The 26193-nt window shown below is 64.4% G+C and carries 23 protein-coding genes; 9 read left to right on the top strand and 14 right to left on the bottom strand.

All coding sequences use genetic code 11. The features are described 5' to 3' along the window. Window positions 1–713 (bottom strand): signal recognition particle receptor subunit alpha (locus tag AC30QB_RS18105; protein ID WP_489547655.1); only part of this gene is annotated, 713 nt, incomplete at its 3' end. Window positions 714–805: 92 nt separating this feature from the next. Here AC30QB_RS18105 and AC30QB_RS18100 point away from each other — a divergent pair. The 8 genes from AC30QB_RS18100 to AC30QB_RS18065 all read left to right on the top strand — a co-directional run bounded on the left by AC30QB_RS18100 (window position 806) and on the right by AC30QB_RS18065 (window position 11487). Further along, entirely contained in the window at window positions 806–1588 is a 783-nt protein-coding gene (locus AC30QB_RS18100) for a cytochrome C assembly family protein (RefSeq protein WP_489547654.1), read from the top strand. Window positions 1589–1598: 10 nt separating this feature from the next. Further along, complete coding sequence (locus AC30QB_RS18095) at window positions 1599–1835, top strand: PP0621 family protein (protein WP_489547653.1); 237 nt, start codon at window positions 1599–1601, stop codon at window positions 1833–1835. Beyond that, on the top strand, window positions 1835–3769 hold the full coding sequence (locus AC30QB_RS18090; RefSeq protein WP_489547652.1) for an ATP-binding protein: 1935 nt from the start codon (window positions 1835–1837) through the stop codon (window positions 3767–3769). The genes AC30QB_RS18095 and AC30QB_RS18090 overlap by 1 nt, the downstream gene beginning before the upstream one ends. A gap of 103 nt (window positions 3770–3872) precedes the next feature. Further along, window positions 3873–5429, top strand: coding sequence for a sigma-54-dependent transcriptional regulator (locus tag AC30QB_RS18085; protein WP_489547651.1), 1557 nt, complete (start codon window positions 3873–3875; stop codon window positions 5427–5429). Further along, window positions 5426–6010, top strand: coding sequence for a 1,6-anhydro-N-acetylmuramyl-L-alanine amidase AmpD (gene ampD / locus AC30QB_RS18080; RefSeq protein ID WP_489547650.1), 585 nt, complete (start codon window positions 5426–5428; stop codon window positions 6008–6010). The genes AC30QB_RS18085 and ampD overlap by 4 nt, the downstream gene beginning before the upstream one ends. Window positions 6011–6540: 530 nt before the next feature. Further along, window positions 6541–9453 (top strand): ribonucleoside-diphosphate reductase subunit alpha, encoded by a 2913-nt coding sequence (locus AC30QB_RS18075; protein ID WP_489547649.1) that lies wholly within the window; start codon window positions 6541–6543, stop codon window positions 9451–9453. A gap of 147 nt (window positions 9454–9600) precedes the next feature. Beyond that, window positions 9601–10773, top strand: coding sequence for a ribonucleotide-diphosphate reductase subunit beta (locus AC30QB_RS18070; protein ID WP_489547648.1), 1173 nt, complete (start codon window positions 9601–9603; stop codon window positions 10771–10773). Window positions 10774–10992: 219 nt separating this feature from the next. Further along, window positions 10993–11487 (top strand): histone H1-like DNA-binding protein, encoded by a 495-nt coding sequence (locus AC30QB_RS18065; RefSeq protein ID WP_489547647.1) that lies wholly within the window; start codon window positions 10993–10995, stop codon window positions 11485–11487. A 77-nt stretch (window positions 11488–11564) separates the two neighbouring features. On the opposite strand, the gene AC30QB_RS18060 is transcribed toward AC30QB_RS18065, so the two are convergent. The 13 genes from AC30QB_RS18060 to AC30QB_RS18000 form a co-directional block, all read right to left on the bottom strand. Then, on the bottom strand, window positions 11565–12473 hold the full coding sequence (locus tag AC30QB_RS18060) for a carbohydrate kinase family protein (protein WP_489547646.1): 909 nt from the start codon (window positions 12471–12473) through the stop codon (window positions 11565–11567). 60 nt (window positions 12474–12533) lie between these two features. Beyond that, on the bottom strand, window positions 12534–13571 hold the full coding sequence (locus AC30QB_RS18055) for a zinc-ribbon and DUF3426 domain-containing protein (protein ID WP_489547645.1): 1038 nt from the start codon (window positions 13569–13571) through the stop codon (window positions 12534–12536). Window positions 13572–13593: 22 nt separating this feature from the next. After that, window positions 13594–14484 (bottom strand): 50S ribosomal protein L11 methyltransferase, encoded by an 891-nt coding sequence (gene prmA, locus AC30QB_RS18050; RefSeq protein ID WP_489547644.1) that lies wholly within the window; start codon window positions 14482–14484, stop codon window positions 13594–13596. Between the two features lie 115 nt (window positions 14485–14599). After that, on the bottom strand, window positions 14600–15949 hold the full coding sequence (gene accC, locus AC30QB_RS18045) for an acetyl-CoA carboxylase biotin carboxylase subunit (protein ID WP_489547643.1): 1350 nt from the start codon (window positions 15947–15949) through the stop codon (window positions 14600–14602). 8 nt (window positions 15950–15957) lie between these two features. Further along, a complete protein-coding gene (accB, locus tag AC30QB_RS18040) occupies window positions 15958–16404 on the bottom strand; it encodes an acetyl-CoA carboxylase biotin carboxyl carrier protein (RefSeq protein ID WP_489547642.1) in 447 nt (148 codons plus the stop codon). Between the two features lie 64 nt (window positions 16405–16468). Further along, entirely contained in the window at window positions 16469–16927 is a 459-nt protein-coding gene (gene aroQ / locus AC30QB_RS18035) for a type II 3-dehydroquinate dehydratase (protein ID WP_489547641.1), read from the bottom strand. A gap of 83 nt (window positions 16928–17010) precedes the next feature. Then, window positions 17011–17373: a TlpA disulfide reductase family protein gene (locus AC30QB_RS18030; RefSeq protein WP_489547640.1), complete on the bottom strand. Its 363-nt coding sequence runs from the start codon at window positions 17371–17373 to the stop codon at window positions 17011–17013. 152 nt (window positions 17374–17525) lie between these two features. Further along, the gene (locus tag AC30QB_RS18025) at window positions 17526–18122 is read right to left on the bottom strand and encodes a hypothetical protein (RefSeq protein WP_489547639.1); all 597 of its coding nucleotides are present in this window, start codon (window positions 18120–18122) and stop codon (window positions 17526–17528) included. Window positions 18123–18154: 32 nt separating this feature from the next. Further along, window positions 18155–18934 (bottom strand): transglycosylase domain-containing protein, encoded by a 780-nt coding sequence (locus AC30QB_RS18020; RefSeq protein WP_489547638.1) that lies wholly within the window; start codon window positions 18932–18934, stop codon window positions 18155–18157. Then, on the bottom strand, window positions 18931–19764 hold the full coding sequence (gene aroE / locus AC30QB_RS18015; RefSeq protein ID WP_489547637.1) for a shikimate dehydrogenase: 834 nt from the start codon (window positions 19762–19764) through the stop codon (window positions 18931–18933). Before aroE ends, AC30QB_RS18020 begins: the two co-directional genes overlap by 4 nt. Window positions 19765–19766: 2 nt before the next feature. Further along, window positions 19767–20630 carry an energy transducer TonB gene (locus AC30QB_RS18010; protein ID WP_489547636.1) on the bottom strand — a complete coding sequence of 288 codons (864 nt, stop codon included), beginning with the start codon at window positions 20628–20630 and terminating at the stop codon, window positions 19767–19769. A gap of 15 nt (window positions 20631–20645) precedes the next feature. Next, window positions 20646–22691, bottom strand: a complete 2046-nt coding sequence (locus AC30QB_RS18005; RefSeq protein ID WP_489547635.1) for a ribonuclease catalytic domain-containing protein — start codon at window positions 22689–22691, stop codon at window positions 20646–20648. A 31-nt stretch (window positions 22692–22722) separates the two neighbouring features. Further along, a complete protein-coding gene (locus AC30QB_RS18000) occupies window positions 22723–23313 on the bottom strand; it encodes a YqiA/YcfP family alpha/beta fold hydrolase (RefSeq protein WP_489547634.1) in 591 nt (196 codons plus the stop codon). 135 nt (window positions 23314–23448) lie between these two features. Here AC30QB_RS18000 and AC30QB_RS17995 point away from each other — a divergent pair, with 135 nt between their 5' ends. Then, the gene (locus AC30QB_RS17995) at window positions 23449–26187 is read left to right on the top strand and encodes a zinc-dependent metalloprotease (RefSeq protein ID WP_489547633.1); all 2739 of its coding nucleotides are present in this window, start codon (window positions 23449–23451) and stop codon (window positions 26185–26187) included. Window positions 26188–26193: the final 6 nt, after the last annotated feature.

Here is a 26193-nt window from a genome sequence, read left to right as displayed (position 1 = left end):
TCCTTGAAGGCCTTGGCAGTGTTGATCGCGTCTTGCCCTTGCATGGCGTCGACGACGAACAGCGTTTCAACCGGCTTCACGGCGGCGTGCAGGTCGGCGATCTCTTTCATCAGCACGCCGTCGATCGCCAGGCGGCCGGCGGTGTCGACCAGAAGTACGTCGAAATAATGCTTGCGCGCGTAGTCGAGTGCGGCCAGCGCGATGTCGACCGGTTTGTCGATGGCGCTGGACGGGAACCACTCTGCGCCGGCCTGCTTGGTCACCTGCTTCAGCTGCTCGATGGCGGCGGGGCGGTAGACGTCGGCCGAGACCGTCAACACCTTCTTCTTGCGCTTCTCGATCAGGTGTTTGGCCAGCTTGGCGGTGGTGGTGGTCTTGCCCGCACCTTGCAGGCCGGCCATCAAGATCACCACCGGCGGCTGGGCCACGAGGTTGATGTCGGACACGCCCTCGCCCATGGTGGTCGCGAGCTCGCGGTTGACGATGCCCACCAGCGCCTGGCCGGGCGAGAGCGAGCCCACCACCTCGGCACCCAGCGCTTTCTCCTTCACGCGGGCGACGAAGTCGCGCACCACGGGTAGCGCCACGTCGGCTTCGAGCAAGGCCATGCGCACCTCGCGCAGCATGTCTTGCACGTTGCTTTCGGTGATGCGGGCCTGGCCGCGCATCGTCTTCACGAGGCGGCTCAGTCGGTCGGTAAGGGCAGAAGCCATGGGGAGGGCGTGCACGAGAACTCGGCACGCGAAAGTACACTGTGGCGATGATTTTATCGTCGGGCCCTTCGGGGGCATCCAACGCACCCGCCATGCTTGCGCTGTGGGTACCGAGTGCGCTAGCGCTGCTGGCCTACGCCGCCGCCGTTGTGCTGCGCGAAGAGTCGTCTGGCCCGTGGCCGCGCCGGGCATTGTTTGTCGGCTGGTTGGCGCATGCCGTGGCCATCGTGATCGACATGGCGGGCGTAGGCAGCGCCTTGCCGGGTGCGCGCTTCGGCTTTGCACCGGCGTTGTCGGCCACGCTGTGGCTGGTGTTGGCGGTGTACGCCGTCGAAAGCCGCTGGTTGCCCTTGCCCGGTGTTCGCCACACGCTTGCGGGCCTGGGCATGGTGGCGGTGGGGCTCGCCGCCGCCTTCCCTGGTGAGTTCAGGCCGCAAGCGGTGTCGGCCTGGGCACCGCTGCATTGGGCGCTGGGCATTGCGTCGTATGGCTTGTTTGGCGCGGCGGTCTTGCACGGCGCCATGCTTGACAACGCCGAGCGCCAGATGCGGCTCAAGTCGCAAGGTGGCACCGGCATGCCGCTGCTGCGCCTCGAGCGCTTGACCTTCCAGTTCGTCACGGCCGGCTTCGCGTTGCTGTCGGCCACTTTGTTGCTGGGTTGGTGGTTCTCCAGCCCATGGCATTGGGATCACAAGGCAGTCTTCTCGGTGCTGGCTTGGTTGGTGTTTGCCGGCTTGCTGGCCGGGCGCCAAACGTTAGGCTGGCGGGGGCGACGTGCCGTGCGCGGCTTGTATGCCGGCGCCTTGCTGCTGCTGCTGGCCTATGTGGGCTCGCGCTTCGTGCTAGAGGTGCTGCTGCAGCGGCCCATCGCTTGAAAGAAGCCGAATGAAATTTCTGATCCTGATCATCGTGGTGGTGGGTGTGCTGTGGTTGATGCGCAGCCTGCGCAAGCCCCATCTGCCACCGACCCCGCAGCAGCCGCCCCAGGTGCAAAACGAAGACATGGTGGCGTGCGTGCAATGTGGCATGCACCTGCCGCGCAGCGAGGCCTTGCCAGGCCTGGGCGGTGTGTTCTGCGGCGAAGCCCACCGCAACGCTTATGAAAGCGGGCGGAGCGGCTGATGGCGAGCGCATCGCGCGGCAGTGATCGGCGCGGTTCCGACCGACGCCGTGCCGCTGCGGCGGCCGCCGCACCGCGGCAGCGTGTGGCCGACGAGTCTTGGTTCGGCGCTCTGGGGGTCGATGGCGACACCCAGTTGCGAGATGACGTCCCCTCTACAGAAGACGAGTCGCGCTACGACGGCAGCTGGGCCACCATGGGTGAGAGCGAGACCGACTCCCGTTTCCTCACCCGCCAAGCGCGCCGCATCGTCGGCTCGGGGCAGACGGCGTTCCAGCGCATCTACGGCGCCTTCATCGCGGCGCGGGCGGCGCTCGGCATTGCGCTGATCGCCACGGTGGGCGTGGCCGGCGTGTTCGGCGTGCGCCCCGCGTTGACGGTGATGTTGGCGAGCGTGGCCTATGCGGGGCTGGCGCTCGCGATGTGGGCCTTGCCGCGCTACCGGCGCCCGGCTGCGCCCAGAGCTCTGGCTCGGCTGCGCAGCCCCCAATGGCTGGCCACCATCGGGGTCGACATCATCTGCTTCACGGCGCTGCACGTGCTTTCTCCGTCGGCCAGCCTCAACTACGTGGCCTTGCTGGTGCTGCCGGTGCTGATGGCGGGTGTGCTCACACCGCGCCTGGTGGCGTTGGCCACAGCGGCCATCGTGACGCTGGCCTTGCTCATCATTGCGGTCTTGGGGGTGTTGGCCGGTGGCGACGTCACCTTGCTGATGACGCAAGCCGGTCTCGCGGGCAGCGGCTTCTTCGTCATCACCTTGCTGGCGGGCGAATTGGCCGGGCGCCTGGCGCGCGAAGAGCTCACCGCCAAAGGCAGCCTGGAGTTGGCGCGCCAGCAGGCGCAGCTGAATCGCCTGGTGATCGAAGAGATGCAAGAAGGCGTGCTGGTGGTCGACCGGCGCGGTCGTGTGCGTGCGGCCAACCCTGCTGCGCGCGGCTTGCTGGCGCCGGAAGGAATGTGTCGCGAGGCGCCTTTTCAACTGCGCGGCGTGGAGGCTTGGGGCAGCTTGGTGAAATCGGTGGAGCGCGCCTTTGCCGAAGCCAGCTGGCCCGAGGCCGGCCGCGATGTGCTGCTTGACTTCGATGGCGCCCCGGCCCGCACGCTGCGCGTGCGCATGCGTTTCACGCGCCGCCGCGAGCCGAAGGCAAGCGAAGAACTGTGCGTGCTGTTCGTCGAAGACGTGCGCAGCATGCAGGCCCGCACCCGGCAGGAGAAGCTGGCCGCCATGGGCCGCGTGTCAGCCGGAATCGCGCATGAGATTCGCAACCCGCTCGCGGCCATCTCGCAGGCCAACGCCTTGATGGCCGAAGACGCCACCACGCCGACGCAGCGGCAGCTTACCCGCATGGTGTCCGACAACGTGGAGCGGCTCAAGCGCATCGTCGACGACGTGATGGAGGTGGCGCCTAGCGACGTGCAAGCCATGGGTGCCATCGATGCCAATGCCTTGGTGGCCGCTGTTTGCGTGGAATGGGCGCGCACCACAGGGGTGACCTTGGGTGAGCAGAGCGTGCTGCGAGCCGAGCTGCCCGACGAGCCGGTGGGCGTGGTGTTCGACGGAGAGCATCTGCGCCGCGTGTTGATCAACCTGCTCGACAACGCCTATCGCCACGCCAGCAAGGTGCCTGCAGCCGTGCGCTTGCGCCTGGCGGTAAAGGACGAGACGCATGCGGTGCTGAGCGTGGCCAGCGACGGGGCGCCAATCCCGCCGGATGTAGAACGCTACCTGTTCGAACCCTTCTTCTCCACACGCAGCCGCGGGACGGGGCTGGGCTTGTATATTTGTCGTGAACTGTGCGAGCGCTACGGTGCTCGCATCGACTACCGGCTGCGCAGCACCGCCGACCCCAACCGAAACGAGTTTTCCGTCGCAATGCGCCGCCAGACACTGTCTGCAGATGCAGCCACCGAAGCCCGACTCCACCTGACCCCATGACACTTTCAACTTGTTCAGCATGGGCCGAGCGCCGGGCCGCCCTCAAGCGGGCCCACATCCCAATGGGGGATCGCCGAACGTATTCGCTCGGCGAGGGGCGGTCATGACCTCACCTTCGCATTTCAGTTTGCTGGTCGTGGACGACGAACCCGACTTGCGCACGCTCTATGAGCTGACCTTGTTGCGCGAAGGGTATGACGTCGAGACGGCGGGCACGGTGGAAGAGGCGCTGCTGCATTTGAAAGACCGTACCTACAGCGCCGTCATCACCGACATGCGCCTCCCCGATGGCACGGGCCTCGATCTGTTGCGCCGGCTCGAAGAAACCGGCCGACGCGAAAAGGCCATCGTGATCACCGCCTATGGGTCGGCCGAAAACGCGGTCGAAGCCCTCAAGGCAGGCGCTTACGACTACCTCACCAAGCCGGTCGACCTGAAGCAGTTTCGCGCCGTGGTGGCCTCGGCGCTTGGGCGCAGCGCATCCACCGTGCCAACCATCGTGCCCTCGAGCTTGCCGTCTGAAAGCGGCGCACCGCCACGGCGCGTGGTTTCACCCGAAGTGGCGCCTGCGCCAGCCGTGGTGACCAGCCAGGCGATGGGCCGCATGGCCGGCCAGTCGGCTGCCATGCAGCAGGTGCGGGCCTTGGTCGACAAGGTGGCGCGCAGCATGGCGCCCGTGCTGGTGAATGGCGAGTCCGGCACTGGCAAGGAGTTGGTGGCGCGTTCGATCCACGAGGTGAGCCCGCGCGCCGGCCAGCCCTTCATCGCGGTGAATTGCAGCGCCATCCCCGAGCACCTTCTGGAGGCTGAATTCTTCGGCTACCGAAAAGGCTCGTTCACCGGTGCTGCCGAGGACCGCGAGGGCTTCTTCCAGGCGGCCAACGGCGGCACCTTGTTCCTAGACGAGATCGGCGACCTGCCGCTGGCGATGCAGAGCAAGCTGCTGCGCGCCATTCAAGAGCGCTCGGTGCGCCCGGTGGGTGCCGTCAGCGAGCAAGCCGTCAACGTTCGCCTTCTGAGTGCCACGCACAAAGACCTGGGCGCCGAAGTGCAGGGCGGGCGCTTCCGGCAAGATTTGTATTACCGGCTCAATGTCATCCAGATCCGCGTGCCGCCCTTGCGCGAGCGGCTCGAAGACCTGCCTGCCATTTGCGACCGCGTGCTTGCTCGCATCTCGCGCGACGCGGGGGTGTCGCCGCCGCCGCGCATGACCCGCGATGCCCTGGTCTACTTGGCCCGCTACGGGTTCCCGGGCAATGTGCGCGAGCTCGAAAACTTGCTGCACCGGGCGGTGGCGTTTGCGGGTGGCGAGCTCATCGACGTGTCTGACCTCGGCGCGCTCGATCTTGCGCTGGGAACCGGCGACGTGCCGTCGCTGAGCGGTGCGCCCGTGGTGGTGCCGGCGCCTCCAACGCCGGCAGCGCCACCGCAGCCGCCGGCTCCCGCGCCTTTGCCCACCGACCTCGCCGCCTACCTCGACGATATGGAACGCGACGTGCTCGAACGGGCCCTGGAGCGCTTCCGCTACAACCGCACCGCCGCGGGTGCCAGCTTGGGCCTGTCGCTTCGACAAATGCGCTACCGCATGGCCCGTCTGGGCGTGCACGTGGGCGGCGAGCCTGACAGCGCCGACGGCGGCGAGCGCAACGATGACTCATGACGCCTCACGGCGCTGACGCCGGCTGGTTGCCCGAGGCACGGCATTGCCTGTCGCCCAATTTCGGCCCGCGCTCTGACGGTGTCGAAATCAACCTTGCTGTCGTCCATTCCATCAGCCTGCCGCCTGGCGTTTACGGTGGCGACGAGATCGAGCGTCTCTTCACCAATAGGCTCGACTGGGAGGCCCACCCGTATTTCGGCGAGATACGCGGCTTGCAGGTGTCCTCCCATTTCGTCATCCGGCGAAACGGCGAGTTGCTGCAGTTCGTCTCGTGCGACCAGCGTGCGTGGCACGCCGGTCAGTCGTCGTGGCGGGGGCGTGCAAACTGCAACGACTACTCCATCGGCATCGAGCTAGAAGGGCTGGAGGGCGAGCGCTTCGAGGCGGCGCAATACGACGCGCTGGCAGCGGTGCTGCGCCACCTGTCGCAGCGTTATCCACTGCAAGCGGTGGTTGGCCATGAGCACATCGCGCCCGGGCGCAAGCTCGACCCGGGGCCAGGCTTCGACTGGCCGCATCTCGCCGCGCTGACGGGCTGGCCTGGTCGGTATTTTCCCGAGGGCGCGGCAGGCGCTTGCTGAGGCGAGGGGCAGCGCCGCTTGGCGCAACGCCAGCATTCGCGGGCGCCTGCGGCGCAAATCCGCTGCTATGTCGCAACCCGTGCCGAATCATCGCTTCGAAGGCTGCGAGGGCGCGCGCTGAAGCGTCCACCGCTCGTGCACAAGCCATCAACAGGTTTGTCCACACACTAGGGTAAGACGCTATACGTAGTGCTTGATACCCCCCGACACCCCAGATATAGTGTCCCTTCGTGTTATCCTTCTGTTCCAGAAACACACCCTCCATGCCCAAAATCAGCGCCCCGTTATCTGGGCCTGCCGCACAAAGCGGCGGTGCTCATGGTTCGGATCAGCGTGCGGGCAAGAGATACAAGGCGCCCGCACCGGCGCAACACCGTACTCACTTCACGTTCTTCCCGCCTTGGTTCGCCAAGGTTGGCTGCAGCTTTTGCTGCTGAGGCCCAAAAGCCTGCGCACATAGGCCCCCACAAAGCCCTCGACGAACCCGTGAGCTTGACCCCCACAGACCCGACATGACGACAGGGAACACCATGCAGCAAACCGCCTCCTCTCCCACTTCCACTCCGTTGAACGCTCCCCGTTCGGGCCAGGCCCCTGCCGGGGCTGCTGTGTCGGCCTACCAGGGCTACCAGATCATTCGCCGCAATGGCGCTGTGGTGTCCTTTGAGCCCAACAAGATTGCCGTGGCCTTGATGAAGGCCTTCCTCGCGGTGCACGGCACCCAGGGTGCGGCGTCGGCCAGCGTGCGCGAAACGGTTGACGGGCTGACCGAGTCGGTGGTGCGGGCCCTGCTGCGCTCGCGGCCGGGCGGTGGCACTTTCCACATCGAAGACGTGCAAGACCATGTCGAGCTGGGCCTGATGCGCGGTGGACACCATGAAGTGGCGCGGGCTTATGTGCTCTACCGCGAGCGCCGCTCTCAAGAGCGCGCCAAGCAAGGCGTGCCGGCGGTGTCGGTCGAGCCTTCGCTGATGGTGACCGATCGTGGCCAGCGCGTGCCGCTCGACATGCAGCGCCTGCAGACGCTCATCGAATCGGCTTGCGCCGATCTGGGCGCCGATGTGAAGCCCGACCCCATCCTGGCTGAGACCAAGCGCAATCTGTACGACGGCGTGCCCATCGACGAAGTGCACAAGGCCGCGATCCTGGCCGCCCGCACCCTGATCGAGAAAGACCCTGGATACACCCGCGCCACTGCCCGCCTGTTGCTGCACACCATCCGCAAAGAGATCCTCGGCGAGGAGCTGCTGCACGCCGACATGGCCACCCGCTACGCCGAGTATTTCCCGGGCTACATCAAGAAAGGCGTGCAGGCCGAGTTGCTCGACGAGAAACTGATGCAGTACGACATGGTCAAGCTGGGCGCTGCGCTCAAGGCCGACCGCGACCTGCAGTTCGACTACCTGGGTCTGCAAACCCTGTACGACCGCTACTTCCTGCACATCGATGAAGTGCGCATCGAGCTGCCGCAGGCCTTCTATATGCGCGTGGCCATGGGCCTCGCGCTGAACGAGATCAACCGCGAAGCCCGCGCCATCGAGTTCTATGAAGTGCTGTCGACCTTCGACTTCATGAGCTCCACGCCCACGCTGTTCAACGCCGGCACACGGCGCTCGCAGCTGTCGAGCTGCTACCTGACCACCGTGGCCGACGATCTCGATGGCATCTACGAGGCGCTGAAAGAAAACGCGCTGCTGTCCAAGTTCGCCGGCGGCCTGGGCAACGACTGGACCAATGTGCGCGCGCTCGGCTCGCACATCAAGGGCACCAACGGCAAGAGCCAAGGTGTCGTGCCCTTCCTCAAGGTGGTGAACGACACGGCAGTGGCCGTCAACCAAGGCGGCAAGCGCAAGGGCGCTGTCTGCGCCTACCTGGAAAGCTGGCACCTCGACATCGAAGAATTCCTGGAGCTGCGCAAGAACACCGGCGATGACCGCCGCCGTACCCACGACATGAACACGGCCAACTGGATCCCTGACCTCTTCATGCGCCGCGTGATGGAAGGCGGCGACTGGACTTTGTTCTCGCCGTCCACCTGCCCCGACCTGCACGACAAGTTCGGCAAGGCCTTCGAAGTGGCCTACAACGGCTACGAGGCCCGCGCCGCCAGCGGCGAGATCAAGCTCTTCAAGACCATGCGCGCCGCTGACCTGTGGCGCAAGATGCTCTCGATGCTGTTCGAAACCGGCCACCCCTGGATCACTTTCAAGGACGCCTGCAACGTGCGCTCGCCGCAGCAGCACGTGGGCGTGGTGCATTCGAGCAACCTGTGCACCGAGATCACGCTCAACACCAACGAAAGCGAGATCGCGGTCTGCAACCTGGGCTCGGTCAATCTGGTGCACCACCTGACGGAGACCGCCGACGGCGCCAAGGTGATCGACCACGCCAAGCTCAAGAAGACCATTGCCACGGCGATGCGCATGCTCGACAACGTGATCGACATCAACTACTACGCTGTCAAGAAGGCGCGTGACTCCAACCTGCGCCACCGTCCGGTTGGCCTGGGCATCATGGGGTTTCAAGACGCGCTGTACGAGTTGCGCACGCCTTACGCGTCGCAACCGGCGGTCGAGTTTGCCGACCAGTCGATGGAAGCCGTCTGCTACTACGCCTACTGGGCATCGACCGAGCTGGCGCAAGAGCGAGGCCGCTACTCCAGCTACCGTGGCTCGCTGTGGGACCGCGGCATCTTGCCTATCGATTCTCTCGAGTTGCTGGCTGAACAACGTGGTGGCTATGTGGAAGTCGACCGCAGCACCACGCTTGACTGGAGCCTGCTGCGCGGCCGCATCAGCGAGCACGGCATGCGCAACTCCAACTGCGTGGCCATCGCCCCCACGGCGACCATCTCCAACATCATCGGCGTGAGCGCATCCATCGAGCCTTCTTTCGGCAACCTGTCGGTCAAGTCCAACTTGTCGGGCGAGTTCACCATCGTCAACGAGTACCTGGTGCGCGATCTGAAGAAGCTCGGCCTGTGGGACGACGTGATGGTCATGGACCTCAAGCACTTCGACGGCTCGCTGCGCCGCATCGACCGCGTGCCTGAAGACCTGAAGGACTTGTACGCCACCGCTTTCGAAGTCGAAACCCAGTGGTTGGTGGAAGCCGCAGCGCGCCGCCAAAAGTGGATCGACCAGGCGCAATCGCTCAACATCTACATGGCCGGCGCCTCAGGCAAGAAGCTCGACGAGACCTACAAGCTCGCGTGGCTGCGCGGTCTCAAGACCACGTACTACCTGCGCACGATCAGCGCTTCGCAGACCGAGAAGTCGACGGTGAAAGCAGGTCAGATGAACTCGGTGTCGAGCGGCGGCACGGCCTCTGCGAAGGCCGCAGCACCGGTCGCTGCAGCGAGCGTTTTGTCAGTCAGCGCAGAGCCCGCCACCGACATCAAGTTCTGCGCAATCGATGACCCAACGTGCGAGGCTTGTCAGTGATTCGCATCCCGCATTCGATGTGATTCAAGGTGCTGTGCAGCATTGAAATTCGATGCGACACAGCAACAGCGAAGCGGCCGCAAAGTCAATAAGTGCTTGGCGTTTAGACGCAACACTCTCATAATTCAAACGCACAGGAAATCCACTATGTTGGTTTGGGAAGAAGACCTGAAACCCTCGACGTCTCATCAAGCGAACCCCGCGCAGAGCCTGCCCTCTCAAGCGCGCGCAGTCGCTCCGACTCCTGTCTTCGAAACCGCTGTTGCACACGTGGAGCAATCCGTTGCAGCAGCCGTCGGCACACACCGCGTCAAGGCCTCCGACAAGCGCATCATCAACGGCAGGACCGACGTCAATCAGTTGGTGCCGTTCAAGTACAAGTGGGCTTGGGAAAAGTACCTCGCGACCTGCGCCAACCATTGGATGCCGCAAGAGGTCAACATGTCGCGCGACATTGCGCTGTGGAAAGACCCCAACGGCCTGACCGAAGACGAACGACGCGTCATCAAGCGCAACCTCGGCTTCTTCGTCACCGCTGACTCGCTGGCCGCCAACAACATCGTGCTCGGTACCTACCGCCACATCACGGCGCCCGAGTGCCGCCAGTTCTTGCTGCGCCAGGCGTTTGAAGAAGCGATCCACACGCACGCGTATCAGTACATCGTGGAGTCGCTGGGTCTGGACGAGAGCGAGATCTTCAACGCCTACAACGAAGTCAAGTCGATCCGCGACAAAGACGAATTCCTGATCCCGTTCATCAACGCGATCATGGACCCGCACTTCCACACCGGCACGCCCGAGAACGACCAAACGTTGCTCAAGTCGCTGATCGTGTTTGCCTGCCTGATGGAAGGCCTGTTCTTCTACGTCGGCTTCACGCAAATTCTGGCGCTGGGTCGCCAGAACAAGATGACGGGCGCGGCTGAGCAGTACCAATACATTCTTCGCGACGAGTCGATGCACTGCAATTTCGGCATCGACCTCATCAACCAGATCAAGCTTGAGAACCCGCACCTGTGGACAGCTGAGTTCAAGGCTGAAATCAGGGTGCTTTTCATGAAAGCAGTCGAACTGGAATATCGCTACGCTGAAGACACCATGCCTCGCGGCGTGTTGGGCCTCAACGCGTCGATGTTCAAAGGCTATTTGCGCTACATCGCCAACCGGCGTGCAACGCAAATTGGTTTGGAAGAGCTCTTCCCGAACGAAGAAAACCCGTTCCCGTGGATGAGCGAAATGATTGACCTGAAAAAGGAGCGCAACTTCTTTGAGACGCGTGTCATCGAGTACCAATCCGGTGGCGCGCTCTCTTGGGATTGACGCTTTTGCAGTACAGCAAAACAGGTCGTATGTGGCAGATCAAGATTCGCGAGCCGTTCGCACTCACCGACACAGAAGCGGTGACGAGCGTCTTGCAACCCCATTCACCGCACCGGGGCGCCCCTCCTGGGCAGACTTTCGGGTGGTGAATTGCTGCGAAGTAGCGACAAGTCGTCGTTGCAACGCAGTGCTTTTTTAACTTGATCAAGGAGAAATGTAATGGCAACTGCAAAGAAATCCGCGGCAAAGAAGGCTCCGGCCAAGAAGGCTGCGGCAAAGAAGGCTCCGGCCAAGAAGGTCGCGGCGAAGAAGAGGCCGGCAGCTAAGAAGGCTGCGGCCAAGAAGGCTCCGGCCAAGAAGGCCGCAGCGAAGAAGGCGCCGGCGAAGAAGGCTGCTGCGAAGAAGAAGCCGGCAGCCAAGAAGGCTGCGGCCAAGAAGGCTCCGGCAAAGAAGGCTGCTGCCAAGAAGGCGCCGGCGAAGAAGGCCGCTGCCAAGAAGGCGCCGGCGAAGAAGGCTGCTGCGAAGAAGAAGCCTGCGGCGAAAAAGGCGGCGGCCAAGAAGCCCGCTGCCAAGAAAGCCGCGAAGAAGCCTGCTGCCAAGAAGGCACCTGCTGCACCTGCTGCACCTGCTGCGAAGCCCGCGGCAGCTCCGGCTGCAAAAACTGCGCTGAGCCCTGCTGCAGCGTGGCCTTTCCCGACGGGCGCCAAGCCCTGAGTGACAAGGCTCTGAGAGCTAAACCCGGCTTCGGCCGGGTTTTTTTTGAACTCTTCTTGTGTGGATTAAGAGCTGGCTCAGACGCCCAGAGCCGCGCGGTCGATGGTGTGGTTTTGCCCGCCACGGCATGCGATTTTCAATGCACCGATGCGGTTTCCCAGATCCACGCATCGCTCCAGCGGCCAGTCGCGCTCCAGCCCGAACAGCAGTGCACCTCGGAAGGCATCACCGCAACCGGTGGGGTCCAGCACTTGCGCCGCAGCGACACCCGGCACGTGGGTGCGCTGGCCTTGCTGCCAGAGGTCACAGCCTTCAGCGCCCAGCGTGACGATGATGCCGCGCAAGTGCGACCTTGAAAGAGCCTCCAGCGTCTTGCCAGTTCGGTCGCACAGCATGCGGCCCTCGTAGTCGTTCACGGCCACCCAGGTGGCTTGGCTCACGAACTTGTTGAGCTCGTCCCCGTTGAACATGGGCAGGCCCTGACCAGGGTCGAAGACGAAGGGGATGCGAGCTGCAGCGAATTGTTCGGCGTGCTGCAGCATCGCGTCGCGGCCGTCCGGAGCGACGATGCCCACGCGAATGTCGCCACGCCCAGCTGGCACTGCCGTGAAATGAGCCGACTGCATCGCCCCGGGGTGGAAGGCGGTGATCTGGTTGTTGTCGGTGTCGGTGATGATGATGGCTTGCGCGGTGTAGGTGTCGGATTCGACACGCACGAACTCTGTGCTCGCGCCCCACGACTTCAGCCGCGCCAGATAGTCTTGCCCGTCTGAGCCGACCGCAGCCATGACCAGCGGCTCGCCGCCCAGTTGACGCAAGGTATACGCGATGTTGCCGGCGCAACCGCCGAACTCGCGCCGCAAGGTGGGCACCAGAAACGACACGTTGAGGATGTGCACTTGCTCCGGCAGGATCTGCTCGGCAAAGCGCCCTGGGAAGTTGGTGATGGTGTCAAACGCGAGCGAGCCGCAGATCAAGGCCGACATGAAATCTCCAGTATGAAAAGCAATGGCGGGCGGCCTGTATTTGCAAGCAGCCGGCTGAAATCAAGGATAGAAAATCTCGACGGTGTAGCCGCTGATGCGCCGGCCTTCCGTTGAGGCGAGTACCGCCTGCAGATTCGATTCACTGCCAGGCGCCAGTACGGCGGGGTTGACGCGAAAGTCTGCGGGCGCCAGTGCGCGGCGCGCCACCAGCTGGCCGCTCGGGTCGGTCAAGCTCACGTCGACCCAGGGCATGGCCAACGACAAGCTGCTGCGGTTGCGCAGCACCACCGCCAGCCGGTAGCCAGTGCCGCCGGGTGCTGGTGACAGCGTGCTGCTGTCGACCACCACGTCGTCGATGCGGCGCGGCGCGTTGATCTGGCAATGCAGCCACTCGCAGCCTTGGGCGAGCCAGGGCCGAGTCACCGGCCACTGCGCCGCCCACAGGTCACGGAAGTGAAAGCCGGCTTGGCCGACCAGCCCGGCTATCAACAGCAGCGACAGAAGTGACAGCATCACCCTCATGGTCGGGCTGCGCCAGCGCTCGCGTTGCTTGGCCTGCTGCACGAAACCCGGCCCGCGCCGTACTGCTTCTTGTTTGGCGCGCGCTTCTTTGACCGAGGAGCGCGCAATGCCGGTGCCTTTGCTCGGGCCTTTGCCTGTGCCTGTGCCTTTGCTGGCGTGCTTGCGCGGTGCGCCATCGGCAAGCAAGGCGGTGTTGAACTGGGCGTCGGCAAAATCGACCCGGTCGCGTTGCTTGACGGCTTGCGCCGGCGTCTGCTCTACGTCGGCTTGCTCAGGCTGAAAAAATCGGGAATGGATGCGATCGCCATCGCTGAGCTGGAACACATCGTCGTCATCGTCCGGCGGCTCGGGCTGGGCTTCGAACGCTGCTGTGACGGTGGCGGCGAGCGGCGCTGTGGGTGCCACCGGGGGCTTCCAGTTGGGAGGTGCGTCGCGCTCCAGGTCGAACAGGCCTTCGATGGCGTTGAAGACCTCGTTGCAGCGGCCGCAGCGCACCCAGCCTTCAGATACCTTGAGCTGGTCTTGAACGACGCGAAAGACAGTTCCGCAAGAAGTGCAACGAGTGGCCAGGCTCATGGGGAAATCATGCCATGCCGTTTCATGCGGGAAGGTGCGCGGTCATCAGAATCCATCCATCTTCGCTGTCGCTTACCGTCAATGCGCACCAGGGTGCATAAGCCTGCTTCAGCTCGTCAGCCTGCCGCTCAAGAATGCCGGCCAACACCAGCTCGCCGCCGGCTTGCACGTGACCGCACAGCAGTGGTGCCAGCAGCTTGAGCGGTGTGGCCAAGATGTTGGCGAGCACCAGCTCGTACTGGCCCTGGGCCGCGTCGGGAAGACCGGCCTTCAGTTGCACGCCATTGGCTTGCGCGTTGGCCAACGTCGACTCGACGGCCGCGGGGTCGATGTCGACCGCGTCGATGTGCCGCGCGCCGTGAAGCGCGGCGCCGATGGCGAGGATGCCGGAGCCGCAACCGTAGTCGAGTACGCGCAGCCGGGGTTTGGCGTGCAGCGCTGTCCAGCGCAGACACATGCGCGTGGTCGGGTGCGTGCCGGTGCCAAACGCCAGGCCCGGGTCGAGGCGTATCACCTGCTGAGCTTCGGCGGGTGGCTGGTGCCAGCTCGGCACAATCCAGAAGCTCGGTGTGATGGCGACCGGTGCGAACTGCGATTGCGTGACACGCACCCAGTCTTCGTCGGGCACAGCCTGCAGCGATTGCAGGTGCACGCCTTCGGCCCAGTCTTGCGCCATCAACAAGGTGGCGGCTTCGGTGGCCACTTTCTCGTTGCTGAAAAGAGCCTTGAGGATGGAGCGCTGCCACCCACCGCGAGGGGCGGGCATGCCCGGTTCACCGAACAGTGCGCGCTCGCACGCGGTGTCCGCATCGGCGTCTTCGACCGACACCGACAGCGCGTCCAACTCGTCCATCAGAGCGTCGGAGACCGGTTCGACCAGGTCTTCCGGCACCAGCAACAAAAGCTCGACCATCAAAAAACATCCAGTGCAAGCGTAGCGACGCACTCATCAAGCAACGCTCGCGGAACCTGTTTTGCCGGTCCGCCAGGCGGCGCCCCTTGAGGGCAGGAGCGAAGTGACTGGGGGCTCACCTCTTGTGCTCGCTCATCCAGCCTTCCAGATAGTGAATGCTGGTACCACCTTCGATGAATTTGGCATCAGCCATCAGCTCGCGGTGCAGCGGTATGTTGGTCAAGATGCCTTCGACCACCGTTTCCGACAGAGCGATGCGCATGCGGGCCAAAGCCTGGTCGCGCGTGTCGCCGTGGGTGATGATCTTGCCGATCATCGAGTCGTAGTTCGGCGGCACGAAGTAGTTGGTGTACGCATGCGAATCCACACGCACACCCGGGCCGCCGGGCGCATGCCAGGTGGTGATGCGGCCGGGAGACGGCGTGAACTTGTATGGGTCTTCGGCGTTGATCCGGCACTCGACGGCGTGACCGCGCATCTGAATTTGCCGTTGCGTGAACGGCAGCTTTTCGCCGGCGGCCACGCGAATCTGCATCTGCACGATGTCGATGCCGGTCACCAGCTCCGTCACCGGGTGCTCTACCTGAACGCGGGTGTTCATCTCGATGAAATAGAACTCGCCGTTGTCATAGAGAAACTCGAAGGTGCCGGCACCGCGGTAACCGATCTTGCGGCAGGCCGCCGCGCAGCGATCGCCGATGCGCTCGATCACGCGGCGCGGGATGCCCGGCGCTGGCGCTTCTTCAATGATCTTCTGATGGCGGCGCTGCATAGAGCAGTCGCGCTCGCCCAGCCAGACAGCGTTCTTGTGCTCGTCGGCCAGCACCTGGATCTCGATGTGGCGCGGGTTCTCCAAGAACTTTTCCATGTAAACGGCCGAGTTACCGAAGGCGGCGCCGGCCTCAGCACGCGTGGTCTGCACGGCATGGATCAGCGCGGCTTCGGTGTGCACCACACGCATGCCGCGCCCACCGCCGCCGCCAGACGCCTTGATGATCACCGGGTAACCCACGGCTCGGCCTTGCTTGATGATCTCCTTTGGGTCGTCAGGCAGCGCGCCTTCAGAGCCTGGCACGCAGGGCACGCCCGACTTGATCATGGTCTGCTTGGCAGAGACCTTGTCGCCCATGATGCGGATCGACTCCGGCGTTGGCCCGATGAAGGTGAAGCCGCTCTGCTCCACGCGCTCGGCGAAGTCGGCGTTCTCAGACAGGAAGCCGTAGCCGGGGTGTATGGCTTCGGCATCAGTGACCTCGGCCGTTGAAATAATGGCCGGCATGTTGAGGTAGCTCTGAGCCGAGGCCGCAGGGCCTATGCACACGGCTTCGTCGGCGAGCTTCACATACTTGGCGTCGCGGTCAGCTTCAGAATAGACAACGACTGATTTCACGCCCATCTCTCGACAGGCGCGTTGGATACGCAAGGCGATCTCGCCTCGATTGGCGATAAGAATTTTCTTGAACATGCCCCGCCTTATTCGATGATGAACAAGGGCTGCCCGAACTCGACGGCCTGGCCGTTTTCGCAGAAGACCTTGGTGACGGTGCCCGATTTGTCGGCCTCGATCTCGTTCATGATCTTCATCGCCTCGATGATGCAGATCGGCTCGCCTTCCTTGACGGTGGAGCCGACTGTCACGAAGGCCTTGGCCCCCGGGCTCGCCGCACCATAGAAGGTGCCGACCATGGGTGACTTGACGGTGTGGCCCACGGCAACGGCCGGTGCTGCTTCGGCAGGCGCTGCAGCGGCAACGGCAGGTGCCGACATCGGCATGGCTTGGTAAGCCATCGGCGCTGCGGTCACGGCATGGGGATCGGCCTTGACGATGCGCACCTTGCCATCGGCTTCGGTGATCTCAAGCTCGGAAATGTTTGATTCAGACACCAGGTCAATCAGTGTCTTGAGTTTGCGCAGGTCCATGTGTTCTCCAACTCCTGTCGTTGTAATGTGCAGCGCGGCCGCCAGCGAGGGCTGCCGGCTTGACTCACGCCGGCCTTGGGGGCTGGCTTTGCGGGCTACGCTTTAGCGCATGACCCAGGGCGAGGCGGTAGCCATCGGTGCCCAAACCGACGATCACGCCTTCGGCGAGATCGGAAAAGTAGGAATGGTGGCGAAACGCTTCTCGGCGGTGAACGTTCGAGAGGTGTACTTCAATGAAGGGTATGGCCACGCCGGCCAGCGCATCGCGCAGGCCCACGCTGGTGTGAGTGAGTGCTGCCGGGTTGATGATGATGAAGGCCGTGCCATCGAGCCTGCCGGCCTGGACGCGGTCGATCAAATCGCCTTCGTGATTGCTCTGGAACGTGGCTACGCTTGAGCCTGCATCGGCGGCGATCTTTGTCAGTTCAGCGTTGATCTGATCCAAAGTAACCGAACCATAGACCTCGGGCTCGCGGGTGCCGAGCAGGTTGAGGTTGGGGCCGTGAAGGACAAGAATCTGCATGAAACGGTAGCGGTTTCAAAAGCGAAGGCTGAACTTTACGCGTTTTGAGCACCGTTCAGAGCAAAAAGCCAAATTATTGAGGGTCAGGTCAATTTGGCCGCCCATAGCGCCAGATCTTCCTCTTCAAGGGTGCCGAGCTTGCGAAATACCGCCTCGCCACGCCGATCGAAGATCACGCTGAAGGGGAGGCCACCGCGCTCGTTGCCTAGGGCCTTCGCCAAATCTACCCCGTTGAAGCCGGCAAGGCCGATGGGGAAACCGACATGCACCTTGGCCAGAAACTCGCGTACCGGGGTAGGCCCATCAATCGCCAACCCGACCACCTGCCAGCCTTGAGGTTGATGCTGGCGGTGAAATGCGTCCAACAGCGGCATTTCCTTGACGCAGGGTGCGCACCAAGTTGCCCAAAAGTTGAGCACCAAGGGCTGACCACGCAAGGGTGCCATGAGCAGCTCGCCACCGCCGGGTTGGTCGAAGCGCTGCTGCCAAAGGGCCTGCTCGGGGCCGCTTTCGGTCCGGTTTCGCCACCACGCCCAGCCGGCGCCGCCGGCCGCAGCTGCAACAGCCACGCCGCCCGTGGCCAGCAGATGGCGGCGGTTCATTCGGACGCCATCAGTCGGCGCAGGCCGGCCAGGTCGCCGCGTTCGGACTTGCCGCGGGCATCAGGCTTGAGGGCGCCGCGCAGGTCGTCGTGATCGAGGATGGTCAGGTGCACCGTCACGCTTTCGCCCAGCTCTGCGCTCATGCTGCTCACCGTGAGCACGTCGATGGGTTCGCCACTCGGCCCGTGCAGGCTGCCGACGTCGTAGTCGACGCCTTTGTCGATCAGGGCCAGCTCGGCTTCCTTGGAGTCGTCGCAAAAGAGCTGCAGATGCACGCTGTTCAGCCGTGTGGCCGTACCGCGCCACACGGCGCCAGTGAGGTAGGGGCGAAACGCCTGCAAGCGCTCCATCCAGAGCAGAGCGACTTGGCGCATGGCGAGCAGCTCGCCGGGTTGAGTGTCGGCGCAGAAAAGCTCCAGGTAGCTGCGCACTTCGTCTTCCACCTCATCGTTGCCCGGCAGGTCGACCGCCCGCACGCTGTGCTTGCCCAAGAGCTTGGCGGCGCGGCGCTTGGCCGGGCCGTACTCCATGCCTTCTTCGACGATCAGGCGCGCGGCGGCGCTGGCGAGCTCTGCGCTCAGGTGGGAATTCATGACATCGATTCTAGGGAGCGGCGAAATGCCGCTCAGGGCAATTCCACCGCGCCCATGCGGGCAGCGACAGTCGCCGCTCTGCCCATCACATAAGCAGATGCTGGCCGCTTCTCGAAACGTTTGGGCGCGGGCAGCATCACCGCCAGGCGGGCTGCGGAAAAGCTGTTGAGCTGTTGTGCGCTCACATGAAAGTAGTGGCGCGCGGCTGCCTCAGCGCCAAACAGCCCTTCGCCCCATTCCACGTTGTTCAAATAGATCTCCAGGATGCGCTGCTTGCTCAGCAAGGCTTCGAGCATGAAGGTGATGACGAACTCTTGCGCCTTGCGCGGCAGGCTGCGCTCGCCCGCCAGGAAGAGATTCTTCGCGAGCTGCTGGGTGATGGTCGAGCCACCGACGATCTTGGGTGTCGCGGGCGGCTTGACCGCCGGTGCTCGCTTGCTGCGCTCGGCCTGCCGCGCCTGCCGCTCATTGTTCTTCTCGGTCTGGGCTTCGGCGCGTTGGTTCTTCTCCCAGGCTTTCTCCAGCGCGTCCCACTCCACGCCGCTGTGCTCGAAGAAGCTGGCGTCTTCTGAGGCGATCACGGCGCGCTTCAGGTTGTCGGAGATGCGGTCCTGGTCCACCCACTGCTGGCTCCAGAGCAAGGGCTCGGTGCCGCCCACGAGGCGGCGGATCTCGGAACGCTGGAACGTGGTGGACTGTGGGTCGACCACCGCCATGAGCGCCACCCGACCCAGGAAGTACAGCTGCAGCGCGAGTGTGCTGAGCACGATCAGCACCAGCACGCGCACGCCGTGCCGCCACAGGCCTTTCATTTGGCGGCCAGCTTCGCGCGCAAGGCAGACAGCACCGGTGCGGTTTGCGGCCTGACGCCGCGCCAAATGAAGAATGCCTCGGCTGCCTGCTCCACCAGCATGCCCAGGCCATCGCGCGACCGAGCGCCATGCTGTTCGGCCCACGACATGAAGCCGCTCGCAGCCGGGCCGTACATCATGTCAAGTGCCAGGCCCCCCGGGCGAAGCGCCGTGGCGGCCACCGGGATGGCGGCACCTTGCAAACTGGTAGCCGTGGCATTGACCACCACGTCGAACCCGAGGCCGCACCGGGCCAGCGGTCTCGCCCACAGGGCGACACCGCGCTCTTCGGCCAGCGCAGCATGGCGCAGCACCAGCACGTCGGCTTTGTCGAGGCTGCGGTTCGCCACCACCACTTCGGCGGGGTGGGCGTCGATCAGCGGGCCAAGTGCGCCGGCCGCCGCACCACCGGCGCCGACGAGCAGCACGCGCCGGCCGCGCAGCGCCACACCTGCGTTGCCTTCGATGTCGCGCACCAAGCCGATGCCATCGGTGTTGTCAGCGGCCCAGCCGTCGGCGTTGAAGCTCAGCACGTTGGCTGCCTGGGCCAGGGTAGCCCGCGGGCTCAAGCGGGTGGCCAGTGCGAGAGCCTCGAACTTGAAGGGCACCGTGATGTTGCAGCCGCACCCGCCGCCAGCGGCAAATTCCTTCATGGCGGCGGCAAAGCCGTCCGTAGGGCACAGCAAGCGGCCGTACTCGATGGCATGCCCGGTGGCTTGGGCAAACTGCGCGTGGATGAAAGGCGACTGGCTGTGCTCGACGGGATGGCCGGCGACGACGTAGCGGTCCATGCTCAGTTCTTCACGGGCGCAGCCACCGACGTTGCAAACCCTTCTTCGCGCGAGAAACGAAAGCGCGTGGGGATCACCAACTGGTCGGCCTGCTTCTTCATCGCCGCCGAGAAAGGGCCAAAGGGCGCTGCCGCCTGCACGATGGAGACAGCGCGCTTGTCGAGCAACTTTGACTGCGAAGCCTGCACCACCTCGGTCTCGACGATGCGGCCGGCCGTATCGACGGTGATGATCATCACCAGCTCGCCGTACAGCTTCTTGCCCTGGTACTCGGGGAAGTTGCGTGTGCCGCGCTCTTCGATCTTGCGGCGCAGCTGGTCGTAATAGATGGCGTAGACCTCTTCGCGCGTGGCCGGGCTGATGTAGCGCTTCTTCGGCCGTGAGTTTTCTTCGTTGATGCGTTTCTCGATCTCCGCCAGCAGCTGCAGCAGTTGGCGGCGGCGCTCTTCCTGCGAACGGTCTTGCGGGTTGCCGCGGTCACGCTTGGGGTCGGGCTGCGGCAGGGTGGCCAGCTCGCGGCGCACCTGGGCCAGCAGCTGTTGTTGCGTTTCTTGAAGCTGATCGATCTGCTTGCGCGCGTCTTCGGCCGATTCGCCCAGCTCGGTGAGGGCGGCGCTGGGCAAGGGCGAGGTGGCGCGCCCTCGGTCTACATCGCCACCGCCGGCCAGGTTGCGCTGAGCGATGGCCTGGGCCTTGGTCGGCTTCTCGTTGGAGCGCGAGTTGACGAGGATGACTTCGAGCGGCGTGTCTTCAAAGGCGCGGTTGAAGCTTTCCGCGTCGACCGCCTGCCAGGCGAACAGCAGTACCGCGTGGGCGACGACGGATGTGGTCAGCGCAATTTGCAGGGCGGAGAACTTCTTCAGCATGGGCGAAGCAGGGGTTCAGGCGGCGGGCGCCGATGCTACCGCGGGCTCTTCTGCAGGGGCATCGGTCACGTCGATGGCCAGTGTGAGTGCACCAGTTGACACCTCTTCGGCTTCGGTCTCGTCCACCACGGCGTCGTCGGCTGGGGTGCCCGGGTCATCCAGGCGTTGCAATACGCTCGCATGGATGTCCAGCGTGAGCAGGTCGGTGCCGGTGATGCGCACCCGCACGCGCGCGCCACGCGGCAGGCGCTCGGCCCCCACGGCACGGAAGACCAGCGGCAACTCGTCGGCCCTGACCAAGCCTTCTTTCATGACCGCGGCGTCGAGCTCGTGCATCTCGTGCTGCGCCAGGTACTGCAGCGTCCAGTAGCGCTCTATGCCCGATTGGAAGTCGTTGTAGGCGGCGTAGGCCGCGTCGAAGCTGGAGATGACGGAGAAGAGCGCCGCGTCTTTCGGCTTGAACGGCGCGGCCAGCGCGGCCGTGCGGCCATGCTTGGCACAGGCAATGATCTGCCACTGGTTCACCAGATCCACATAGCGGCGCAGCGGCGAGGTGGCCCAGGTGTACTGCGCCACGCCCATGCCGGCGTGTGGCGCGGCCTTGGTGCCCATGCGCACCTTCACGCCCGGCGCCATGCTGGCCTGGCTGCGGTAGATGCCGGGCACGCCCAGCTCGTTGATCCAACCGCCCCAGGTGCTGTTGGCGAGGATCATGGCTTCGGCCACGATCAGGTCTAGCGGCGCGCCGCGGGTGCGGGTGCCGATCAGCACCTGCTCGTCGCCTTGCGGCTCGGCGCCCGCATTGCCTTCAAGGCGGAAGTTGTACTCGGGCCGGTTGAAGAGCTCGGGCTTGCCGCGCACCACTTCGCGCCCGGCCTTCAGGTGGCGGGCCAGGCGAAAGGCAAAGGCCAGCTCGGGCGCAAAGCCGTAGTCGGCCGGTGCGGCACCGGTGAGCGAGGCTTCGGTGATCACGCTGTCGAGCTGATCGTGGCGCAGGTTGGCGGCAATCGGCACGCGCTCGAGGCGCGTCTCGCTCGCCTTCACCGCCAACGTGGCTTCATCGAAGCTGACATAGAGCGACACCGCCGGGCAGTCACGCCCGGCGAGCAAGGTGTAGGCCTGCACCACCTCGTCGGGCAGCATGGTCAGCTTGTAGCCCGGCATGTAGACCGTAGACAAGCGGTCACGCGCCACCTTGTCGATCGGGCCATCGGGCGTGATCGCCAAGCCTGGCGCGGCGATGTGCACACCGAACACCACGGTGCCGCTGCCCAGGCCTTGCACCGACAAGGCATCGTCGATCTCGGTGGTGGCCGAGTCGTCGATGGAGAAGGCCTGCACCGCGGCCAGCGGCAGCGCATCTTTGATCGCAGGCGCTTGCAGTGCCGGGAAGGCTGTGCCCTTGGGGAAATTCTCGAACAGGAAACGCCGCCAGTGGAACTGGTAGGGCGAGTCGATGGCGCCCGCAGCCTTCAGCAGGTCGAGCGGCGCCTTTTGCGCGAGCTTTGACGCTTCGACCACAGCCTTGTATTCGGGGGCGTTCTTGTCGGGCTTGAAGAGCAGCTTGTAGAGCTGCTCGCGCACCGGTGCTGGGCAGCGGCCCGCAGCGAGCTCGCCGGCCCAGGTGTCGATCTGCGCGGCGACCAGCTTCTTGCGCTCTATGCCCAGCAGGGCCGCCTTGACGATTTCTTCAGGCGCCTTCTTGAACACACCTTTGCCCAGGCGGCGAAAGTAGTGCGGCGCTTCGAACAAGCGAAACAGCGCGGCTGCTTGCTCGGTGGGGCCAGCCGTGGCGCTGAAGTAATCGCGCGCCAGGTCGGCAAAGCCGAAGTCGTTGTCGGGCGCAAATTCCCAGGCCAAATCGAGATCGATGTCTTGCGCCAGGCGCAACCCTTCGGCCAGCAGCTCGGCGGGCATGGGTTTGTCGAATTTGAGCAGCACGTTGGCTGCCTTCACCTTTACCCGCTTGCCCGAATCGAGCTCGATCTGCATCGAGCTGTCGGCTTCGGACATCACACGGCCGGCCAGGAATTTTCCGGTGTCATCAAACAATGCGTACATGGGGGCGATTGTCGCTTGAAGCAACGAAGGTTCAGGGCAAGGGCGCGAGGCCGAGGAAGTGCAACAGATGCGGCAAATGCGTGTCGAAATCCGTCAGCGCATGGTCGCTGCCTTCGACGATGCGCAGGTGGGCGCCACGATAGCGCGCGCTCATCTCGCGCCAGTCGAGCACTTCGTCGCCGGTGGCAATGACCGCAAAGTAGCGCGAGGGGTGTGCGAGCTCGCCTGGCGTCATGTCGTGCAGCTCGCCCACGTACTCGGGCAAGAAGAAAAACCGTTCCTCGCTGTGCCAGGCGGTGGTTTCGCCGATGTGGCGGGCCAGGTCGCGGGCGGGAGCTACAGCGGGGTTGAGCAGGGCCGCCTCGCAGCCCAGGCGCTCAGCCAGCACAGTGGCATAGAAGCCGCCAAGCGAGCTGCCGATGATGGCCGTGCGCTCGACTGGCCAGTCCGCCGTGCCTTTGCTGAGCAAGCTGATTGCCGCAGCCGGCGAGGGTGGGAGCTGCGGGCACCACCAGTTCACGCGCGGGGCATGGGCCTTCACCCATGCAGCCATGTGCCGCGATTTGGCGGACTGCGGCGACGAGCGAAAACCGTGCAGATACAACAAGTGCGTGGGTGTCATGGGAACTGGATCGATGCAAGTCGGCTCGAAGCGGGGCGTGAAGTTTGCCGCACTCCCCGATACACCCCGAGGCCGCCAGGCATGCGATAAACCCAAACGGAGTTCATCGCACCCGCAGCCTACAAGGACTCTCTCGTGAAAGATTCATTCGCCACCCGCCCGCTCGGCCTGGGCATTGCCGCTGTGCTGCTGCTGCAGGCCTGCGCCACTCCGCTCGCCCCAGACTCTGCCAAGGCCAAGCTCACCTCGTCTGCCGCCGCCAACACCGTGAGCGTGCCCGCACCGGTGGCCGGGGCGGCTGCGCCCGCGGCGGCTGCGTCCGCGGCATCGGGTGTGGCCGCTGCGGCCAGGCCCAATCCAGGCGCCCCCAAACCTTTCGATGAAGTGGTCATGGGCGCCACCCAGCAAGCTGGCTTCGTGCCGATCTGGCGCAAGGACGACAAGATCTGGCTTGAGATACCCGCTGAGCGCCTCGACCAGCCTTTCATGCTGTCGGTGAACGTATCCAGCTCGATTGGTGAGCGAGGCCTGTATGCCAGCCAGATGGGGCCGTCGTGGCTGGCGAGCTTCCGCAAGATCGGCACCAACCAGATGCAGCTGATTGCGCTCAACACCAACTATGTGAGCGGCACCGCCGGCATGAAGGCTGCGGTGGAGCAAGGCTTCTCGCACAGCCTGCTCGGCTCGGCCGCCATTGCGAGCGAGCCCCACCCGCAGCGCAAATCGGTGTTGATCGACGCCGGCTTTTTGCTGACCGACATCCCGGGCTACTCGACCCGCATCGAGCAGGCCTTCCGCATGCCTTACGGGCTGGACCGCGGTAACTCGTTCTTCGAGAAGACGCGCGTGAGCGACGAGATCACCACGGTCAGTGCGCGGGTGCACTTCGCCACCTCGCGCCTGCCCGCGCCACCCCTGGTGCCGAGCCCGGTCGCCGTGCCACCACCGCCGTCGACCACGCCTGACGCGCGCAGCATGTTCGTCGGCTTCGTCTACAGCTTCACCCGCTTGCCAGAAGCAGCCATGGCGCCGCGCAAGACCGACCCGCGGCTAGGGCATTTCTTCGATGTAGTCACCGACCTGGGCACTGACCTCAAGGCCAACCCGCGGTTGCACTATGTGAATCGCTGGCGGCTGGAGAAGAAGGACCCGCAAGCCGCACTTTCCGAACCCAAAGTGCCCATCGTCTACTGGCTAGACAAGAACATTCCGCCGCAGTACCGCAAATCGGTCGAGGCCGGCGTCCTCGAATGGAACAAGGCCTTCGAGAAAATAGGCTTCAAGAACGCCGTGGTCGCCCGTCAGCAGCCCGACGATGCCGACTGGGACAACATGGACGGCCGCCACGCCTCTATCCGCTGGTTCGTGGGCGCCGACGTGGGCTTTGCCATCGGGCCCAACCACTCCGACCCGCGCACCGGCGAGATCATCGATGCCGACATCGGCATCAGCGACGTGTTTGGCCGCACCTCACGGCGCTTCATTGCGGAAGACGTGGGCAGCGGCACGCGGCCGAGCCTGGCGGCGGCCTCGCCACGGGCCGGTGGTGCCGACCATGCGGCCTATTGCAGCTATGCCCAGGAGGCCGCGGCCGAAATGGGGTTTGCCCTCGACCTGCTCGAAGCGCGAGGCGACCTGGCGCCCGACAGCGCCGAGGCCGAGGCTTTCGTGCAAGCCGTGATCAAGGACACCGTCACCCATGAGGTGGGCCACACCCTGGGGCTCAAGCACAACTTCAAAGGCTCGACCGTCGTCGCCCGTGCCAAGCTGCAGGACAAAGATTTCACCGAGAAGAACGGCATTTCGGGCTCTGTGATGGACTACAACGCCTACAACCTTGCCGTGCATGGCGAGAAGCAAGGCACCCTGAACAACACCACGCTCGGCCCCTACGACTACTGGGCCATCGAGTACGCCTACAAGCCCATCTCGGCCGAAGACGAAACCGCCGAGCTGGCGCGCATTGCATCCCGCAGCACCGATCCCTTGCTGGCCTATGCCGACGATGCCGAAGCGGGTGGCGTGGGCAACGACGGTATCGATCCGCTGGTCAATCGATTCGATCTGGGCGACGACCCGCTGGCCTATTACGTGAAGCGACTGCAGCTTTCGCGCGAGCTGTGGCAGCGTGTGCAAGAGCGCCCGCCGCAGCCGAGTGACGAGGCTACCCGCCAGCGCCGGGTGCTGCTCAGCGGTTTCAGGCAACTGGGCCGTGCCACTGAGCTGGTGGGCAAGTACGTGGGCGGCATGAACACGGTGCGTGACCTGCCCGGCAGCACCCAACGCGCGGCTTACATGCCGGTGGCGCCGGCCAAGCAGCGCGAGGCGCTGCAGTTCCTGGCCCAGGGCGTGTTCAACGCCGACAGTTTTCGCTTCAAGCCCGAGTTCATCGCCAGCCTCTCGCCCGACTACAACGAGTGGGATCGTGGCGGGCCCGTGAGCATTCCGGCAGCTGTGCTGCAGCTGCAAACTGTGGCCATGGACCGCTTGCTGAGCCCGGGCACTGCTTCGCGCCTGATTGACCTGCCTTCCTACGTAAGCGAGGCCAAGGGCCACAACATCATCTCGTTGGCCGAGGTCTATGAAACCCTGCAAAGCGCGATCTGGAGCGAACTCAAGAGTGGCAAGGAAGTCGACCGTCTGCGTCGAAACCTGCAGCGCGAGCACCTCAAGCGTATGCAGGTGATGCTGACGCGCGGTTCGGCTCTGCCGCCCGACGCACTGAGCCTGATGCGCATGAACGCGGTGGAGCTGCAGGCGAAACTCAAGCGCGCATCATCGAACAGCAAGCTTTCGGTGGAAAGCCGCGCGCACCTGCAAGACAGCTTGGCGCAGCTGACCGAAGCGCTGCGGGCCTCTATGCTGAGGAGCTAAGGCCTT

Origin of the sequence: Rhizobacter sp., from assembly GCF_046595475.1 — a bacterium.
Lineage (GTDB): Bacteria > Pseudomonadota > Gammaproteobacteria > Burkholderiales > Burkholderiaceae_C > Rhizobacter.
The sequence above is the reverse complement of the archived record's forward strand: the minus strand, read 5'-3'. Positions and strand labels throughout refer to the sequence as shown.

What these genes read in the sequence shown, in the direction of transcription:
- AC30QB_RS18020 (WP_489547638.1), bottom strand. Translation starts at nt 18,934, where the DNA reads ATGAAAGGCCTGTGGCGGCACGGCGTGCGCGTGCTGGTGCTGATCGTG.
- AC30QB_RS18030 (WP_489547640.1), bottom strand. Translation starts at nt 17,373, where the DNA reads ATGGCACCCTTGCGTGGTCAGCCCTTGGTGCTCAACTTTTGGGCAACT.
- AC30QB_RS18065 (WP_489547647.1), top strand. Translation starts at nt 10,993, where the DNA reads ATGGCAACTGCAAAGAAATCCGCGGCAAAGAAGGCTCCGGCCAAGAAG.
- AC30QB_RS18005 (WP_489547635.1), bottom strand. Translation starts at nt 22,691, where the DNA reads ATGTACGCATTGTTTGATGACACCGGAAAATTCCTGGCCGGCCGTGTG.
- AC30QB_RS18060 (WP_489547646.1), bottom strand. Translation starts at nt 12,473, where the DNA reads ATGTCGGCCTTGATCTGCGGCTCGCTCGCGTTTGACACCATCACCAAC.
- AC30QB_RS18090 (WP_489547652.1), top strand. Translation starts at nt 1,835, where the DNA reads ATGGCGAGCGCATCGCGCGGCAGTGATCGGCGCGGTTCCGACCGACGC.
- accC (WP_489547643.1), bottom strand. Translation starts at nt 15,949, where the DNA reads ATGTTCAAGAAAATTCTTATCGCCAATCGAGGCGAGATCGCCTTGCGT.
- AC30QB_RS18085 (WP_489547651.1), top strand. Translation starts at nt 3,873, where the DNA reads ATGACCTCACCTTCGCATTTCAGTTTGCTGGTCGTGGACGACGAACCC.
- ampD (WP_489547650.1), top strand. Translation starts at nt 5,426, where the DNA reads ATGACGCCTCACGGCGCTGACGCCGGCTGGTTGCCCGAGGCACGGCAT.
- AC30QB_RS18055 (WP_489547645.1), bottom strand. Translation starts at nt 13,571, where the DNA reads ATGAGCCTGGCCACTCGTTGCACTTCTTGCGGAACTGTCTTTCGCGTC.
- accB (WP_489547642.1), bottom strand. Translation starts at nt 16,404, where the DNA reads ATGGACCTGCGCAAACTCAAGACACTGATTGACCTGGTGTCTGAATCA.
- AC30QB_RS18075 (WP_489547649.1), top strand. Translation starts at nt 6,541, where the DNA reads ATGCAGCAAACCGCCTCCTCTCCCACTTCCACTCCGTTGAACGCTCCC.
- AC30QB_RS18095 (WP_489547653.1), top strand. Translation starts at nt 1,599, where the DNA reads ATGAAATTTCTGATCCTGATCATCGTGGTGGTGGGTGTGCTGTGGTTG.
- AC30QB_RS18070 (WP_489547648.1), top strand. Translation starts at nt 9,601, where the DNA reads ATGTTGGTTTGGGAAGAAGACCTGAAACCCTCGACGTCTCATCAAGCG.
- AC30QB_RS18010 (WP_489547636.1), bottom strand. Translation starts at nt 20,630, where the DNA reads ATGCTGAAGAAGTTCTCCGCCCTGCAAATTGCGCTGACCACATCCGTC.
- AC30QB_RS18025 (WP_489547639.1), bottom strand. Translation starts at nt 18,122, where the DNA reads ATGAATTCCCACCTGAGCGCAGAGCTCGCCAGCGCCGCCGCGCGCCTG.
- AC30QB_RS18000 (WP_489547634.1), bottom strand. Translation starts at nt 23,313, where the DNA reads ATGACACCCACGCACTTGTTGTATCTGCACGGTTTTCGCTCGTCGCCG.
- prmA (WP_489547644.1), bottom strand. Translation starts at nt 14,484, where the DNA reads ATGGTCGAGCTTTTGTTGCTGGTGCCGGAAGACCTGGTCGAACCGGTC.
- aroQ (WP_489547641.1), bottom strand. Translation starts at nt 16,927, where the DNA reads ATGCAGATTCTTGTCCTTCACGGCCCCAACCTCAACCTGCTCGGCACC.
- AC30QB_RS18100 (WP_489547654.1), top strand. Translation starts at nt 806, where the DNA reads ATGCTTGCGCTGTGGGTACCGAGTGCGCTAGCGCTGCTGGCCTACGCC.
- aroE (WP_489547637.1), bottom strand. Translation starts at nt 19,764, where the DNA reads ATGGACCGCTACGTCGTCGCCGGCCATCCCGTCGAGCACAGCCAGTCG.